Origin of the sequence: Lysinibacillus sp. UBA6686, from assembly GCF_002455205.1 — a bacterium.
Lineage (GTDB): Bacteria > Bacillota > Bacilli > Bacillales_A > Planococcaceae > Lysinibacillus > Lysinibacillus pakistanensis.
In genome coordinates this window covers 23,487-40,216 of record NZ_DKJS01000044.1, presented here as the reverse complement: position 1 = coordinate 40,216, position 16,730 = coordinate 23,487, and the positions used below count along the sequence as shown (strand labels likewise).

Annotated in this window: 13 protein-coding genes and 2 pseudogenes; 8 read left to right on the top strand and 7 right to left on the bottom strand. The window is 33.5% G+C overall.

Features of this window, described 5'->3' with window-relative positions; genetic code table 11:
• From B2R82_RS11375 to B2R82_RS11355, 5 genes and pseudogenes are all read right to left on the bottom strand, one after another.
• Window positions 1-89 (bottom strand): annotated as a pseudogene (locus B2R82_RS11375) (ATPase); the annotation flags it as partial.
• 590 nt (window positions 90-679) lie between these two features.
• Entirely contained in the window at window positions 680-877 is a 198-nt protein-coding gene (locus B2R82_RS11370; protein WP_286924965.1) for a hypothetical protein, read from the bottom strand.
• Window positions 878-1,086: 209 nt separating this feature from the next.
• Entirely contained in the window at window positions 1,087-1,530 is a 444-nt protein-coding gene (locus B2R82_RS11365) for a hypothetical protein (RefSeq protein WP_286924964.1), read from the bottom strand.
• On the bottom strand, window positions 1,527-1,829 hold the full coding sequence (locus tag B2R82_RS11360) for a PadR family transcriptional regulator (RefSeq protein WP_286924963.1): 303 nt from the start codon (window positions 1,827-1,829) through the stop codon (window positions 1,527-1,529). Before B2R82_RS11360 ends, B2R82_RS11365 begins: the two co-directional genes overlap by 4 nt.
• A gap of 669 nt (window positions 1,830-2,498) precedes the next feature.
• Complete coding sequence (locus B2R82_RS11355; protein ID WP_286924962.1) at window positions 2,499-2,903, bottom strand: VOC family protein; 405 nt, start codon at window positions 2,901-2,903, stop codon at window positions 2,499-2,501.
• A 1,872-nt stretch (window positions 2,904-4,775) separates the two neighbouring features.
• Between B2R82_RS11355 and B2R82_RS11350 the strand changes: the two genes are divergently transcribed.
• From B2R82_RS11350 to B2R82_RS11335, 4 genes are all read left to right on the top strand, one after another.
• Window positions 4,776-5,273, top strand: coding sequence for a MarR family winged helix-turn-helix transcriptional regulator (locus B2R82_RS11350; protein ID WP_286924961.1), 498 nt, complete (start codon window positions 4,776-4,778; stop codon window positions 5,271-5,273).
• Window positions 5,254-6,609 carry a serine hydrolase domain-containing protein gene (locus tag B2R82_RS11345; protein WP_286924960.1) on the top strand — a complete coding sequence of 452 codons (1,356 nt, stop codon included), beginning with the start codon at window positions 5,254-5,256 and terminating at the stop codon, window positions 6,607-6,609. Before B2R82_RS11350 ends, B2R82_RS11345 begins: the two co-directional genes overlap by 20 nt.
• A gap of 123 nt (window positions 6,610-6,732) precedes the next feature.
• Window positions 6,733-7,482: a GNAT family N-acetyltransferase gene (locus B2R82_RS11340; RefSeq protein WP_286924959.1), complete on the top strand. Its 750-nt coding sequence runs from the start codon at window positions 6,733-6,735 to the stop codon at window positions 7,480-7,482.
• A gap of 190 nt (window positions 7,483-7,672) precedes the next feature.
• Window positions 7,673-8,428 (top strand): CPBP family intramembrane glutamic endopeptidase, encoded by a 756-nt coding sequence (locus B2R82_RS11335; RefSeq protein ID WP_286924958.1) that lies wholly within the window; start codon window positions 7,673-7,675, stop codon window positions 8,426-8,428.
• Between the two features lie 409 nt (window positions 8,429-8,837).
• On the opposite strand, the pseudogene B2R82_RS11330 reads toward B2R82_RS11335, so the two are convergent.
• Window positions 8,838-9,283 (bottom strand): annotated as a pseudogene (locus B2R82_RS11330) (GNAT family N-acetyltransferase).
• 294 nt (window positions 9,284-9,577) lie between these two features.
• Here B2R82_RS11330 and B2R82_RS11325 point away from each other — a divergent pair.
• The 3 genes from B2R82_RS11325 (at window position 9,578) to B2R82_RS11315 (ending at window position 14,927) form a co-directional block, all read left to right on the top strand.
• Entirely contained in the window at window positions 9,578-9,892 is a 315-nt protein-coding gene (locus B2R82_RS11325; RefSeq protein WP_286924957.1) for a DUF4288 domain-containing protein, read from the top strand.
• A 594-nt stretch (window positions 9,893-10,486) separates the two neighbouring features.
• Window positions 10,487-13,192 carry an aconitate hydratase AcnA gene (gene acnA / locus B2R82_RS11320; protein ID WP_286924956.1) on the top strand — a complete coding sequence of 902 codons (2,706 nt, stop codon included), beginning with the start codon at window positions 10,487-10,489 and terminating at the stop codon, window positions 13,190-13,192.
• 190 nt (window positions 13,193-13,382) lie between these two features.
• Window positions 13,383-14,927, top strand: coding sequence for an S-layer homology domain-containing protein (locus B2R82_RS11315; protein ID WP_286924955.1), 1,545 nt, complete (start codon window positions 13,383-13,385; stop codon window positions 14,925-14,927).
• A gap of 471 nt (window positions 14,928-15,398) precedes the next feature.
• Here B2R82_RS11315 and B2R82_RS11310 read toward each other — a convergent pair whose 3' ends face one another.
• A complete protein-coding gene (locus B2R82_RS11310) occupies window positions 15,399-15,983 on the bottom strand; it encodes a DJ-1/PfpI family protein (protein ID WP_286924954.1) in 585 nt (194 codons plus the stop codon).
• 140 nt (window positions 15,984-16,123) lie between these two features.
• Here B2R82_RS11310 and B2R82_RS11305 point away from each other — a divergent pair, with 140 nt between their 5' ends.
• Complete coding sequence (locus B2R82_RS11305) at window positions 16,124-16,570, top strand: Lrp/AsnC family transcriptional regulator (protein ID WP_286924953.1); 447 nt, start codon at window positions 16,124-16,126, stop codon at window positions 16,568-16,570.
• Window positions 16,571-16,730: the final 160 nt, after the last annotated feature.

The following is a 16,730-nucleotide window of genomic DNA, read 5'->3' as shown; positions in this document are numbered from 1 at the left end:
CCAGTGAGATTGAGAACTTTGACACGAACACTAGTGGCATTAGCTGGTAGATTTCCTGTATTTTCAATTGGACCAGTAGTTAATGGCATGTAATTTTCACCTCCTCCAAACTAAAGATTGATAATCTGCAGATTACATTTTTATAGTATGTAGTAAACTGTTACACTCTCTAGACTTATTCATCATATTTCAAAAAATAAAAGAAATATTAGGTTTAATTAGTAGAAATATTTAAAAAAATCTATAAATAAAGGTGTGCTTTTATATCAAGATGTATTGCTGTAGTAGAAAAACCTATTGGTGTGAGATGTCAATTTTATACAGTTGGTGTTTGATGGAATTATTTAAAAAAAGGGAGTTTGACAGGAGGTATTATTCTAGGGCTTGAAATGATATTAGGCATCTATTCATAAAATAAAAGGGTAATCAAAGCGATGATTAAAGATAGTTAGAGGATGTAAGGACTAGGCATCAATAAAATATGTGAATAAAAACAATAATAATAGAAATATAACTGATAGAGATATGATAATTTGAATATATTTATGACTTTCTCCATTATCTACTTTTCTCTATTTATAGCAAAAATACTTTCTATCAAATATTAAAATGTCTTTTGTGGAAAGAAACTGTTATAGGGGCGCTCTGCTAGAAGCGACCCTATAAAAACATTAAGAGACTATTTGAATTTATCAAGTTTCTTTACTTTCATTGAAGCTACTTCTCCACAATTAGTACAAATAGATAATATAAGTGGGGAGCTCGAAAAAATTGAAATTGAGTCCACTGGTCTTACATTTGCATAAGGTCCACCTAATTCACCTTGTGTAAAAGTATTACTTCCACATAATTTACAAACTAATTTATCATTTTCCATGAAATCACCCCGTTGTGTAATTATGTAAATTGTATCATAATAAGGGCAGTAGATTCGTCAACGTTACAGTAAATCTAATCAGCTAAGGTACTCAAACATATGAGAGGCAAATTAGGTGAAGAGTGCAAACAGTTGGATTCTTGTACTTGTTAAGATACTAGTAGACCAAGACATCAATTGCCTTGATCATTTTATTAAACCTATTTGAATTAATTTGCTAACACTAAAAATGTTATAAAACTCAGTCCATACAAGCCCATAAATCCGAGACCCATTTTCGATAATCTAGTTCTGATTGAAAAAGCTTTTTGAAAACCTTCTTTAAAAAGATTTACAATGAAAATAGAAACTGCTAAGAAAAATGATGCCATTGCAATAATTAAAGTAATTTGTTCCAATAAAATAACCCCCTGTGATGATCTGTATTGTAGAATAATAAATATATTCATCAAACTGATAAGCAATAACATATTACTCATACGAATGCCAAAAACTTGTCGTTCATTTATTTCGATTTTCCATGCATCAACAATTCCTCTTAGTAAATCGATAATAATAAAGAATGACCAATCCTCTTGTTCTAATAAATCAATTATTTCATCGCCATATCGTTTTCTCCAATTTTTTGGATACAAATAAATCAACCACTTCATATTAAGCCAAGCCTTTTTGCTCCGAGTGCAGTTACTGCTTGGATTTCTTTGATTTGATTGCTTAAATATTCACGTCCTTCATCTGTAAGCCTATAAGGTTTTTTACGATCTTCTGATTCAAGGACTTGAATATATCCTGCTTTCTCTAAACGAGTAATTGCCCCATATAAAGTCCCAGCGCCTAACTTAATACTATAATTTTTTTCAATGTCCTCCATAATCGCATAACCATGACAATCTTTTTCTGCCAGGCTAATCAAAATAAACAATGAGGGCTCGGAGAATCTATCCTTTTTCATTACAATACCTCCCTTAAAACATTTATTACGTTTAGCGATATAACGTATAACGTAATAATAACTGCAATTTAGAATTTATGCAACTTCTTTAAGTTTTTAATGGAACTTCACCTCTGAAATAAAAATTATGAGCATCAATACTAAATACCCTTTTCTTAAAAATTGGATTTGGAAATCAAACAGAAAAGTTTAGCGATATATCAGGTAAAGCAATAGACTTAAGTATGTTAGAAAGGTTATATTCAGGAAGAATTTCCATGAAAATGTTTGTAGCTCATCGTGGCCCATTAGAAGTAAATTCAACATGAGGTATTTGTAAAAGAAATGATAATACATGAGAGGATTTACTTAGCATTCTATTGTCTAGCTAAGTTGATATTGAAATCCAATATTCTATTTGGATAGTGTCAGACTACTTTTCTTCCTTCTACAAGTTTAGGTGGTGCATCTAGATGACCTTACCCAAATGTCCTCCTGCCTGTTTGGAACAGGCAGGAGGGAATAAAGCTGAAATTAAATGCTTGGGGCTTCAATACATGAATAAATGTCCAAACTATAGGGTGCTTAAAGGGGGTGCTAGTTTTGCAGTTTTTGAGAAATTAGATGGGTTTTTATAGAAACAAAATGATTTTAAATAAGGATTTATAATCGTTAGGGAACTGTAGGTATTTAAATACCTTTATTGTTACGAAGCTCTACAATTGTTCCTTCAGGTGCTTTTATTTTGCATAAGCTACCATTCTCAACATGGTAAATGAACTCATTGTTCTTTAGTAAGAATTCGGTACCTAATTCATGTAGTCGAGATACCTCTGATTTTAAATCTTCTACCCATAAGCAAAAATGAACTAGACCCTGAGAATTTGTGTTTACGTCACTAAGTATTTCATTTTGTTTTCCGGTTTGCAATTCAATATAAAAATCGCCTAACTGTATCCATGTATTAAAGTTTCGTCCATGAAAATCGGGTGATTCTTGTACTACTTTAAAACCTAGTACGTCCGTATAGAATTTTAATGATTCGGTGTATGTATTAGTTTGGATGCATAAATGATGGACAAAACTTTTTTTCATAAAAATACCTCTTTTCAATGGATAGATGTTCCTTTAAATAGTTCATTAAAATATTATATCAATTCAGTTTAGAAGGAATAAATATAAACCGAAAAAAATTTGGACAGGGGATTTTGTATGGAGTGTAGGAAGAAGCGTGCGGAATATCATGTTAAAAAAGACTGTTATATAGCATGGATGCTGAAGAAAACTTTCTAACCGAAATAAAGGAAAATGGTGATGTAAAAGGCAACCATATGAATGATATTTTCAGTATAATGCAAGCATTAGAAAGTAAAGACAAGAGCATTTAAAACATGTGAAGGGAAGGAAGGTTATTGAAGAAAAAGATTGACTTGTTAAATAATTAGATTTAAAAAATCTTAATTTTTACATACAATTTAACTATCATAAGTAAAGAGATGAACTCTTGGTGGCATGTATTGTATTAGAAGCTTTAAAAGGATCAAAAAAGCTAAAATCTTGCAAGGGTTCGGTAGATTTCTTTGGGAGGGACTTTAAAAGAGGAACTATTTAGATTTGGAATATTTTACGGCATTTATTATATGGGATTGTTTGAAAAATAGGATAAATATCAAATGAAATTGAAAAGACAGAAACGTTTATAAATCAACATTTCTGTCTTTCACTTTTTTTATTTTTGGTTAAAAATCTCTTTTGGGAGAGCCTCAAATATGTACTAACAGTGTGAGAAAAAACTGAAAATTAAAAATTTTTTATAAATTTATATGTATATTACATATATGAGATACTAATATTGGGGTGATTTTTAATGAATAGTATAAACAAATTAATAAAAGATAGAGTATTTTGGGCATCCGTTTTTTTCTTTCTAATGTTGTTACTTATTCTTAATATGCAAACCAATTTAAGTCTTTTAATAAAAATTACTGTTGCATTATTTTTATCTGGATTTTTCTTCTTCATAAAATATAAAAAGTAAAAAATGAATGGTGTAATATGGGGAATAAAATAATTAGAAATCAGTTTTTAATTTCGCACGAATAATCCAACGGTAATTGCGTTCAAGTGGTCGTTCCGAATGATATTTGCTTCAAGCCTTGTCACACCTTTTTCCTCATAGGCGCACCCATCGTGTTAAAGCTGATTTTGCTCGATGAATCCCTACTTGGTCGATATCGCAGCCTACATCTTCAAAGATTTTATGTGAGCATTTTCCTTTTTCATATTCCGCAATCGCTATTGCCTTAATTTCATCTGTGTATGTTATCCCTTTTTCACTAAAGCTTTTAAATATCCTTGAGTATTTTTTGTCCTTGATGTTGTTATGTTCATCATAAATAAAAGTACCCGCAAGAGAGATTTTTTTAAGTGTCTATCTTATAGGGGACTTTATAATAAGTTATCGCTCTTTATTTATTCTTTGAGAGGATTTTTTTATCAGAAATTTATGTAAATTACTGCTTATCTTGTGAAGGATTGTACTTAAACTTCCATGAAAGAACGTAAAAATCTTTCATTTTCAGTGGCGTAGCGTTGATTTTGCGCTATGGATGGCTAACGGATGCTTTGGTTTAATAAGGCTCATTTAAAAAAATCTAGAATGATTAACTCCATTTTGAACAATCTTTTCAAAAATGGAGTTTTTGCATTTGCAGATAAAAGATTGAAGGGAATTTTTTCATCCATCTTTATTCTAAAGCTAGAATGCTAGAACGTGTGAATGCTTATCCTAAATTTAGAAGGGAGTTTAGGAGGAAGATAAAAAAGGATTATAAATGGTTATAGTTGGTAAGTCGATTGAGATTAATTTCTTGTTTCATTAATTAATCTTGCTTTATATTAAAGTTGTGTTTATAATTAATTTAAATTTATTATGAAGTTGATTTTAATATTAGAGGGTGTGAATACATGAAAAATAATGATGGAGATAAATTATTTGAACTCGTTACCGAAATTAACGAGATGCATTATGAAATGAATAAAATCATCATTAAGGAATATCAATCCTTACTTGATGACGATTTTTCTAATAATCAAATGATTCTAATGGATATTGTTAAAAAATTTAAAACGATTTCTATTGGAGAAATTGCTCAACTAATGAAAATAACATCAAGTGCTGTTGGCCAAATTGTGACGAAGCTAGAAAATGAGAATTACTTAATGAGGATGATAAATCCTAAGAATAGAAGGGAAATACTTGTACAATTAGCGGATAAAGGCTTTCGATATTATGAAAAGGAAGAAAAAATAAACCGTGAAATTGTTAATCGTTTTTACTCAGAAATGGAATTGAGTGAAATGGAAGAACTTAAAAAAATTCTTACAAAGCTAAGTAAGATTGTAGAAAAAAAATGTACAAACCAAAATTGGGAGGAGACTAATCTTGACCAACACAAAGGTTAACTTAGAAAGATTATTCAATGATATTAAGGAAAGAGAATTGTTAAATGGTACAGTTCTTGTCGCTAAAAAAGGCGAGATTTTATACGAAGGAGCTTTCGGTGATGCTGAGCTGTCAACATATCGTCCATTAACATCACGATCTGTTTTCAACCTTGCATCTGTTTCCAAGCCAATTACAGCAACCGCAATTTTATTACTCGTTCAGGAAGGTAAGCTAAATCTTGATGATGCAGTCCAAAAATGGATACCTAATCTTCCTTATGAAGGCATTACGATTCGACATTTACTTCATCACACGAGTGGACTCCCTGATTATTTAGATCTATTTGAAAAGTATTGGGACAAAACGAAAATCGCTGACAATGATGATTTACTCATGTATTTAACCAAATACAAACCTGACCGTCTATTTGCACCGAATGAGCGTGTTGAATATAGTAATACTGGCTATATTTTACTTGCAATTATCGTGGAACGTGTAACTAACATGGGTTTTTCTGCTTTTTTACAAGAAAACATTTTTAAACCACTTAATATGACTTGCACTCAAGCCATTGGCGTTAGAAAAGAGAATATTAAGATTGATGATTATGCATACGGTTATGTCTATGATGTGTTCGCAGGTAAGTATATATTGGCAGATGATTTTGAGGAGTCAAAAATGGTTACTTATTTAGATGGAATGCTTGGTGATGGTGGCATTCAATCAACTGTTAGGGATCTCTATCTTTATGAGCGTGCTCTAAGCTCAGGGAATTTAATCAATGATAAATTACTACAAGAGGCTTATAAACCAGCGGTGACAGAAACTGAAACACCATTTAAATATGGTTTTGGTTGGATCTTGGAGGATGATAAGGAAAAAGGTCAAATAATTTGGCATAGTGGCGGTTGGCCAGGTTATGTTACAAGCCTTAGACGCTTCATCAATCATGATATTGTCGTTATTGTACTAAGAAATAAAGAACAAGATTTCGATTTTGACCAACATATATTACTTGCAATTGAACAAGCTGCTTTCGATGAGCCTTATGAACTTGCCGAGGAAAAACCTTCTTTAGAACGTGCTCAAGTTATTTCGTTAGACATTTTAAAAAGTCTTGTTGGTAATTATGCACTAACAGAGCATCCAGATTTAATCATTCATGTTTTTTTAGAAAATAACAGACTCTTTATCAAGTTTCCTGGTTCAATGAAACTCGAACTGTACGCTAAAACAGAGAAAAGTTTCTTCATAAGAGGACTATCAATAGATGTTGATTTTACAACAGAAGGCAGTAAGGAATTAATAAGAATTGTCGATGATGCCGAAGTACGGACTGCAAAACGTCAATAAGTAACTAACAAAACTGATGTTGATTTTATATCTTACAAGATTAAAAAATAAGAAAATTTTTGAGATATTTTGTAAGGAAAATATTAAACCGAATTAAGTAAATATGAAGAAAGGAAATAAATGATGGATAAGAAACACACCATAGTAACGTTAAAAGAATGTCCGGATTTAGAAGACGAATTTGACAAGCTACATCATATAGGATGGGCAAAGTTTATGAAAGAGGATCCAATAGGAGCAAAATATTGGGGTAATTTATATTCATGGTTTCCTGAATTTCAATATATTCTATTGAATGAAGAATTAACACCTATGGCTTGTGGTAATTCAATACCTTTTGATTGGGACGGTAATGAAGACAACTTACCAACAGGATGGGATGGAGTCTTTGAAAAAGGAATATTAGATTACCAAGATAATATATCTCCTAATTCACTGTCAGCCTTAGCCATTGTCATTCATCCTAAATTTAGAGGTAAAGGTCTCAGTGAGTTAATGGTAAAAGAAATGAAAGGCTTGGCTATTACAAATAGAATTAAAAATATGGTAGCTCCTGTTCGGCCATCCTTAAAATACAAGTTCCCACTTGTTCCTATGGAAGAATATATTAGTTGGATAAGGGATGATGGTTTCCCTTTTGATCCTTGGATTAGAACACATTATAAGACGGGTGCCTCGATAATAAAGGTGGCAGAAAGATCAATGGTAATTCCAGCATCAATTGAAATGTGGGAAAAGTGGTGTGGTATGAAGTTCCCCACTTCAGGAAGCTATATTTTAAATGAGGGATTAGTGCCATTGGAAGTAGATAAGGCGGCGAATAAAGGTGTTTACATTGAACCGAATGTTTGGATGAGACATCATTTAGGTTAATATACTGATTCCAATCGGTTATCCTTACTTCAAACATCTTCTTAATGAACTACTGTTTGTTCCTACACGAAAGGGCACGATTGCTTAACCACTTAGATTTAAATAATTTTATTTTCATATTTTAAATAAATTTTTTGCACCAAAAATTTAAATTAAATAGTCAAATAATATAAAAAGGTGGCGAAAATTTGTGATTTTTGGTCTATGGTTAATAATTATTTTTACTTTAATATACGAACCATTTATAGGATATTTCGGTTATCAAAAATTTAAATTTGCTGTGAGAGAAAACCCGAATACAAGATTAAATTATTATATAAAACTTATAATAGGGCTTTGGATTCCTACTATTTCAATAATATTATTAGTGTTTTTTACAGATTTAGATTTTAAAGATATTGGACTTGCTTATCCAAATATCGATACAAAAACATTAGGAAATGTAATAACTTATTCAATATTTGTTATTGCCATGCTATATTTATTAAGTATTTTATATTATTTCATTGCCTATCATTTAAGTGATAAATTTAGAACCAAATTCATACAAGCGAAAGAAGAACAATTAAATACAGTAAGTTTCTCTGATATAATCCCTGTTACCAGGAAAGAGAAAAAACTCTGGAATTATGTTTCATTAACAGCAGGATTCACAGAAGAGATTATATATAGAGGTTTTTTAATTTTTGCTTTATCTTATATATTTCCTAATTTTTCAATTTGGTTAATTATATTCTTTTCTTCGCTATTGTTTGGACTTGCACATACCTATCAAGGGTTACTAGGAGTGTTAAAAACAACAATCGTTGGAATACTTTTTTCGGGAATATATATTGGTTTAGGTTCAATTTTACCCCTAATTGTTTTTCATTTCCTTATAGATTATGTTGCAAAATTAGGTGACTCAAAATCAGAAGATAAGCATTTGATACATAACCAAACATAAATACAGATTTTTTGGGGAAACAACTAAAAAATAGATTGCACGTTGAAAGTGGCTAAAACGAATTATTTTGTCCCAGCCACGTTCTTACTCCAGTCATGTAAATTCTTTAATTTCTTTTTGTTTTTTGATTTAGTTGTAGTTGAGAGGGGGACCCCTCCAAGCTAATAGGAAATACAGTGAAGAATTTAAAATAAATGGGGTTCATGTTAGGTTATATATTATTAACCAAAAACATGCATACCAAATCATTCGCAAATAAAGGTTTGGGTACGTCGCTATAAAAAACGATTGAACGGCTTGAGCCCTATAGAATTCAGGGTTCAAGCCGCTTAATACAGTTTTTATTATTTCCACTTAGTTGACGGAGTGCAATTCAAATGGCCTTCTTGGTCTTACTTATTAATGCATGTTAAAACACTTTAACTTTCATTAAAGGAAGATGGCGGTCAGGGAACATTGAAGATGGAGTAGAGCCAATGTTCTTTGCTCCCATTTTTAAATAAAAACCTTCTGCATTAGGTTCACTATCAAGCGTAAATTCGTTTATTCCTAACTCCTTTGCTTTATTTAATAAATGATCCCATATCGTTCTTCCTAATCCTTTACCGATATAATTAGGATCTATGAATAATGCATCTAATTTCCGCTCATTAATAGTAAAGCTATAAAATGCTACTATATTGTTATCACTCTCCATTAAATAAACTGGATTTCTCGTATGTACTCTTTAGTTACAGTCAAATCATCTTTACATTGTTTTAGAAAATCTTCTGTATATCCCCAGTAGGCTTTTGATTTATAGGCTAAATCGCTTAATATGTTACAATCTTTATCTTTTGCACTTCTAATTAACATGATAATTCCCTCCAGTAATTCATTTTTCGTTTACCACTTTGCTTGGTAAATATAATTTAAATTCCATAATTTACTTATATTATAAATCCTAAAGTTAAAAAAATCTGAAATAGGATTTCCTATCGAATATTTAGATAAAACTCTTAATGAAATTGAAAAAGCTGGTAATGCTGCTAAGAAGGCAAAAAAACTACTGACAGATGGCCTTTTTAAAAAATAAATTCTGTATTTCTCATTAAGATTATATATTATATAAAAAGAGGTGGTTTTTTGTATAATCTATTCTCAGTTAAATTGTTATTTGAATCGACAGCGACATCTACAATAAATCCTGCTAAGATATTTGAAGAGAGAATTTTCTTAATTAAAGGAAGAAACTCAGAAGAGGTATGTAGCATCGTAAAAAAACATTTTGAGCCAGAGACATATGAAAATGCTGATGGTGGAATCAACAAAGTAGAATTTGTTAAGATATTAGATGTTTTTGAATTAGTTGACGATTTAAGTGAATCTTTAAATTTAAAAGAGGTTTACAGTCGATATATAATATTTGAAAATCCTTCTACTACAGCAGAAGAGGCAATTGAAAAATATTCTTTAGACAAATAAGAGTAAAGCCAAAGCCCAGGAACTCAATTAATTTAGAGCCTAGGCTTTTTTGTGTGATTACATCTAAAGCTTTATTCATTTGCTCTTCATTAGATTGAATAGCTTCACTATCCACAGTCTATGAGTAAGAATGATAAATATTGATGCAGCAATGGTTAAATACGCATATAAAAACGTAAAAAATATGATATTGGTTTTACAAAAATTATAAGTTGTTGTAAATCAGTTTTTTTGTTATATTTTTACTATTAAAAACTGTCTGGATGAAAAATTTTTTGTCTATTTATTATTGAGGTACACTTTTTAAAAAAGTAAGGTGTACCTCAATTCGTACCTCAAGTTGTACCTCAATTAAATACATTTAGATACATTTAGTTAGAAAGGTATAAAAAATGTCCTTCCTGCAAACCCTTCATCTTATGCATATCTCTAAAATTAGAAACATCAGGTTAGAAACCAAGGTCATAAGGATTACTTATCAAAAAAGATAATATTAATGTAATTTACTTATGAATATAAATACGTTATCATGGGTATTGGAGAAAAGTTGCTTTACACAGGCCTTTTCAAAAAGATATTTAGGGGGATCCGCAAATGGCACAAGGTAATTTACACAACAGCCGCGCATCATTCGAAGTAAATGGTAAAACTTACAATTACTATGACTTAGCTGCGATTGAAAAAGCTGGCGTTGCAAAAGTTTCAAACCTTCCTTACTCAATTAAAGTATTATTAGAATCTGTTTTACGTCAATATGATGCGTATGTAATCAAAGAAGAGCACGTAAACGAATTAGCAAAATGGGGTAACGGCGCTGATCCAGAAGCTGAAGTACCATTCAAACCTTCTCGCGTAGTATTACAAGACTTTACTGGTGTACCAGTAGTTGTTGACCTTGCATCTCTTCGTTCTGCAATGAAAGAAATGGGTGGAGACCCAAGCAAAATCAACCCTGCTATTCCAGTTGACCTTGTAATTGACCACTCTGTACAAGTTGACAAATATGGTAATGCAACTGCATTACAAGCAAACATGGACCTTGAATTCGAACGTAACGCTGAGCGTTATAACTTCTTAAAATGGGCTCAAACTGCTTACAATAACTTCCGTGCTGTACCACCAGCAACAGGTATCGTTCACCAAGTAAACTTAGAGTACTTAGCTCCAGTTGTACACGTTAACGAAAATGCTGATGGCACATTCGAAACATTCCCAGATTCAGTAGTAGGTACTGACTCTCATACAACAATGATCAACGGTATCGGTGTTCTTGGATGGGGTGTAGGTGGTATCGAAGCTGAAGCAGGTATGCTTGGTCAACCTTCATACTTCCCAATTCCAGAAGTTATCGGTGTTAAATTAGTTGGCGATCTTCCAAACGGAACAACTGCTACTGACTTAGCATTAAAAGTAACACAAGTATTACGTCAACGTGGCGTAGTTGGTAAATTCGTTGAGTTCTTCGGACCTGGCGTATCTAAATTACCACTAGCTGACCGTGCGACAATCTCTAACATGGCTCCTGAATATGGTGCTACATGTGGTTACTTCGCAATTGACGAAGAATCATTAAACTACATGCGTTTAACTGGTCGTGACGAAGAGCACATTGCGGTTGTAGAAGCTTACTTAAAAGCAAACCATATGTTCTTCGATCCAACATTAGAGCCAGTTTACACTGACGTATTAGAAGTAAACTTAGCTGAAATCGAACCAAACCTTTCTGGTCCAAAACGTCCACAAGACTTAATTCCACTATCTCAAATGCGTTCTCGTTATAAAGAAGCAGTAGTGGCACCACAAGGTACACAAGGTTTCGGTTTAACAGAAGATGAATTCGCAAAAACTTCTGTAGCTAAATTCGCTGAAGGCGATGTAGAAATTCCAACAGGTGCTGTTGCAATTGCTGCTATCACTTCTTGTACAAATACATCTAACCCATACGTATTAATTGCTGCGGGCTTAGTAGCGAAAAAAGCTGTAGAAAAAGGTCTAACAGTGCCTAAATGGGTAAAAACTTCTTTAGCACCAGGTTCTAAAGTTGTAACTGGTTACCTTGAAGATTCAGGTTTACAAACATACCTTGACCAAATCGGTTTCAACACTGTAGGTTACGGTTGTACAACATGTATCGGTAACTCAGGTCCATTATTACCTGAAATCGAAGATGCAATTAAAGCAAATGACTTATTCGTAACTTCAGTTCTTTCTGGTAACCGTAACTTTGAAGGTCGTGTACACCCACTTGTAAAAGCTAACTACTTAGCTTCTCCACCACTTGTTGTTGCTTATGCACTTGCTGGTACAGTGGATATCGATCTACAAAAAGATTCATTCGGTAAAGACAAAGATGGTAACGATGTATTCTTCGCTGATATCTGGCCATCAACTGAAGAAGTTAACGCAGTATTAGGTACTGTTGTTAACCGTGAATTATTCCAAAAAGAATACGAAACTGTATTCACAGCGAATGAAAAATGGAATGCAATTGAAACATCAACTGAGTCTCTATACACATTTGATGACAAATCAACTTACATCCAAAACCCACCATTCTTCCAAGGTCTTGCAAAAGAGCCAGAAGCTATTAAAGGCTTAGACGGCTTACGCATTATGGCGAAGTTCGGTGACTCAATCACAACTGACCATATTTCTCCAGCCGGTGCAATCGGTAAAGATACACCTGCAGGTAAATATTTAATTGAAAACGGTGTTGCAATCCGTGACTTCAACTCTTACGGTTCTCGTCGTGGTAACCACGAAGTAATGATGCGTGGTACATTTGCAAACATCCGTATCCGTAACCAAGTTGCTCCTGGTACAGAGGGTGGATTCACTACTTACTGGCCAACAGGCGAAGTAGAATACATCTATGACGCATGTATGAAATACCAAGAGCAAGGTACTGGCTTAGTCGTACTTGCTGGTAACGACTACGGTATGGGTTCTTCTCGTGACTGGGCTGCGAAAGGTACATTCCTACTTGGCGTGAAAACTGTTATCGCACAATCTTACGAGCGTATCCACCGTTCTAACTTAGTAATGATGGGTGTTCTTCCACTTCAATTCATGTCAGGTGAATCTGCTGATACACTAGGCTTAACTGGTAAAGAAGAAATCTCTGTTAACATTACTGACAATGTAAAACCACGTGAAATCTTAACAGTAACTGCTAAATCTGAAGACGGCACAGTTAAAACTTTCCAAGCTTTAGCTCGTTTCGATTCAGAAGTAGAAGTAGATTACTACCGTCACGGTGGTATCCTACAAATGGTTCTACGCGCAAAAGCTGCTGAGTAATCATTTTTAAAAACCGATCTCCTTGGAGGTCGGTTTTTTTGTATTTCCAAAGGCTTAAAAGTTTACAAATTATCTACAACTATAAATATTAATTATTCAAATTGCTCCAACATATAGCAATCTATCATAAATTTGTTTATAATTAATAATGTTATACATACATAACGGAATTAGTAGAGGAGATCATAAGATGAAAAATAAGAAAAGAAAATTGTATACAACAACTGCAGTTGCATTAGCAGTAACAGCGGTAGCAGCGGTACCTGCATCAGCGGCAAGCCCTTTTTCAGATGTAAGCGAAGACCACCCACATTTTGAAGGAATTTCTTCACTTTATACAGCAGGTGTTTTACATGGTTATAGTGATGGTACATTTAAACCTTCACAAGCTGTAACACGTGGTCAAGTTGCCAAAATACTTGTCAATGCTTTTGGACTTGCGACAGCGGATACAGCTTCTGTAGAAAAACAAAACTTTAAAGATCTTAACAAATCAAACGAATATTACAATGCTATTAAGAAATTAACAGCAACTGGTGTGGTTAAGGGGTATGATGATCATACATTCCGTCCTTCCGAAACTGTGACTCGTGGACAAATAGCTGTGATGATTGCACGAGCATTAGACTTAGATGCAAAAGGTAAAAGTCCGTTTGTGGATGTTCCAGAGGGTAGCCCCTATGCTAATGCTGTGACAGCACTATATGAGGCAGGAATTTCAACTGGGGTTTCTGCTACAGAATACGGTGTCAATGAAAAAGTAACACGTGGTCAATTAGCTACTTTAATTGTCAATACATTGGCAGCAACATCAACACCATCAACACCATCAACACCACAGCCAAGCGCCTTAACATTAGAAGAAGTATTTAATAAGGCACTAGCTAAACAACAAGATGTGAAGAGCATGAAAGCTAGCATGACGATGACACAGGCAATACAAGTGAATGATGGAAAGGAAACAATCAAAACAAACACATCTAGCAAAATGTCAATGGATGTAGTGGTTGATCCAATGCAATTTTTCGTAGAGGGAACAGTTGCTATGACAGAGCCTGAAAGCGGCGAAAAAATGGAAATGCCAATAAAAATGTACATGACAGCTAAAGATGGAATGTATATGTATGAGGCAACACAAGGCGCTTGGCTTAAGTTCCCAACTGATATGTATGATGCAATACTTGAACAAGCGGGCGTGCAAGCAAGTGCAGCTGACCAGCTTGAAATGCTAAAAGAATTTGCGAAAGACTTCACATTAAAAGAAACAGATAATGCCTATGTTTTGACATTAAATGCGGATGGTGAAAAGTTTACAAAACTAATTAAAGACCAAATTTCATCTCTATTACCAATGTTGGAAACAGGAGCGGCAACAGCAACAAAAGATACAGCAGAAGTACAAGCAGGTGAAACAGCAACAAAAGATACAGCGGAAGTACAGGTAGGGACAGAGGAAATTTTAGCTTCATTGAATAATATGTCATTTGACAATATAAAATATCAATTAACGATTGATAAAAAGACATTTGATATGAAAAATATTGAAATTGATATGACTTTAGCAATGAATATGGCAGATGTAAAAATAAAAGTTGACCAAAAATCAGCCATCAAATACGATGCATTTAATACACTGTCTACAATTACTATCCCACAAGACGTGCTGAAAAATGCAAAGGATTTATCAGAATTATCAGCGAAGGAAGTAGAGCTAGTTTCTTCAATTAATAAATAAAATTGGAAACAGTGAAACTGTAAAACCGATGATAGTGGATTATTCCCTATCATGAATGATAGAAAATATGTAGCCACTTAGTATCGACTTAATCGGTGCTAGGTGGCTACGTTGTTTAGAAGGGTGATTTTGCCCCGATGTGTAAATCAATACAAATCCACTTATATGAATCCCCTTTCCTCAATCTTAATAAATTATATATCCTCTTAACAAATAAAATTTAAATAATACGGCATTACAACCAATGGATTTTTGGCAAGCAGACGTTCCACCACATCATACTCTCTTCAAGTAAACTTTCTTGAATTGTACTAGGAATAAAAAAAGCGCTACTATTTTACTTTAAATTGTGTTCCATTAAAGGCAAAACTTATTATGAGGGCTATTATGAATTATTTCCAAATCCCTATAGGTAGAGATGAAAAGAGAATCACCGTAAATTTTTCAACGGTGATTCTTGGTGACTTACTATTATTTAAAACCCATTAGATCCTTTACTTTCCTTGTGTTATCAATTGATGTCAGCTTTTCAAGTAAGGAGAAAGCAACCTCGAATGCAGTACCTGGATTGGATGAAGTAATAATATGTTCATTTTGGACAATTCGCTCGTTGACAATGTCTGCACCATAGGATTGGAGCTGTGCTATACGTTTACTTGTTGAATGATTATAGGTGGTAGCTCTTCGATTTTGTAGGATGCCACTATGGCCTAAAATAAGAGATGCCACACAAACCGTGGCAATTGGTTTTTTATGTTCATCAAAGTAATGGACAACTTCTTGAAATTCTTGACTGAAGGCATCTGTATAAAAACCCGCTTCCTCAAAGCCTCCGGGGATGGCAAGAGCATCAAATTCCTCTAATGAAACTTCATGAAGCAATTTTTCTGGGACTACGTTAAAATTCCATGTACATTGCAGTTGTGGATGTAAACCGACAGTCACTACCTCTGTGGATCCATCACCTTCCCATTTATTCCAGCCTAGTACATCGGTAAAAACGCTCGCTTCAACAGCCTCAAACCCATTTGCTAATAATAATAAAACTTTTTTCATGCTGATTATGCCTCCTTTATATGTTTATTTTAGAGGACGAGGTTTCACAATAACAGAAGTTGTATAATGTAATTATGAGAATCCAGTTTATAATATAAGGAATTTTCTTAAATCAAATTAATAAAAAAAGGTGGATACCAATGGATCAAATAGATACAGATATTTTATTGCAATTACAGCGAAATGCCAAAATTTCGATGAAGGAATTAGCGGCATCCGTTCATCTATCCTCTCCAGCTGTTATTGAGCGTGTTAAAAAGTTGGAAGAGCAGGGAATGATTGAGGGGTATAAAGCAAAAGTTAATTTAAAAAAAATGAAACGCACGATTCAAGCCATTATTTTATTTAAATCGATTGATTGTAAAAGTCTTTCGGATTTCTGCAATAACCACCCAGATGTTTTGGAGTGTTATCGGGTTGCTGGGGAGATTAGTTATATTGTGAAGCTTGCTACATATTCAGTGGAAACATTGGAGCGGTTTATCGATGAGGCAATGCCTTATGGAACGCCTTCAACTAATATTGTGCTATCTTCAACAGAAAAGAAAGTCATAGCTCCATTTTTTAATGAAAAGTTAGATAAATAAGAATAGGGAAGGGAAAGTGTCTAAGGGGAACTGCACAGGCAAGAAGAAAAATTCCGCGGCAAACTACACAGATGAAGAGAAAGCCGCTCGGGTAGCCAAGGAAATTACTCAGGTAAGGGGAAAACTGCTCGGCTAGCTAAGGAAATTACTCAGGTAAGGG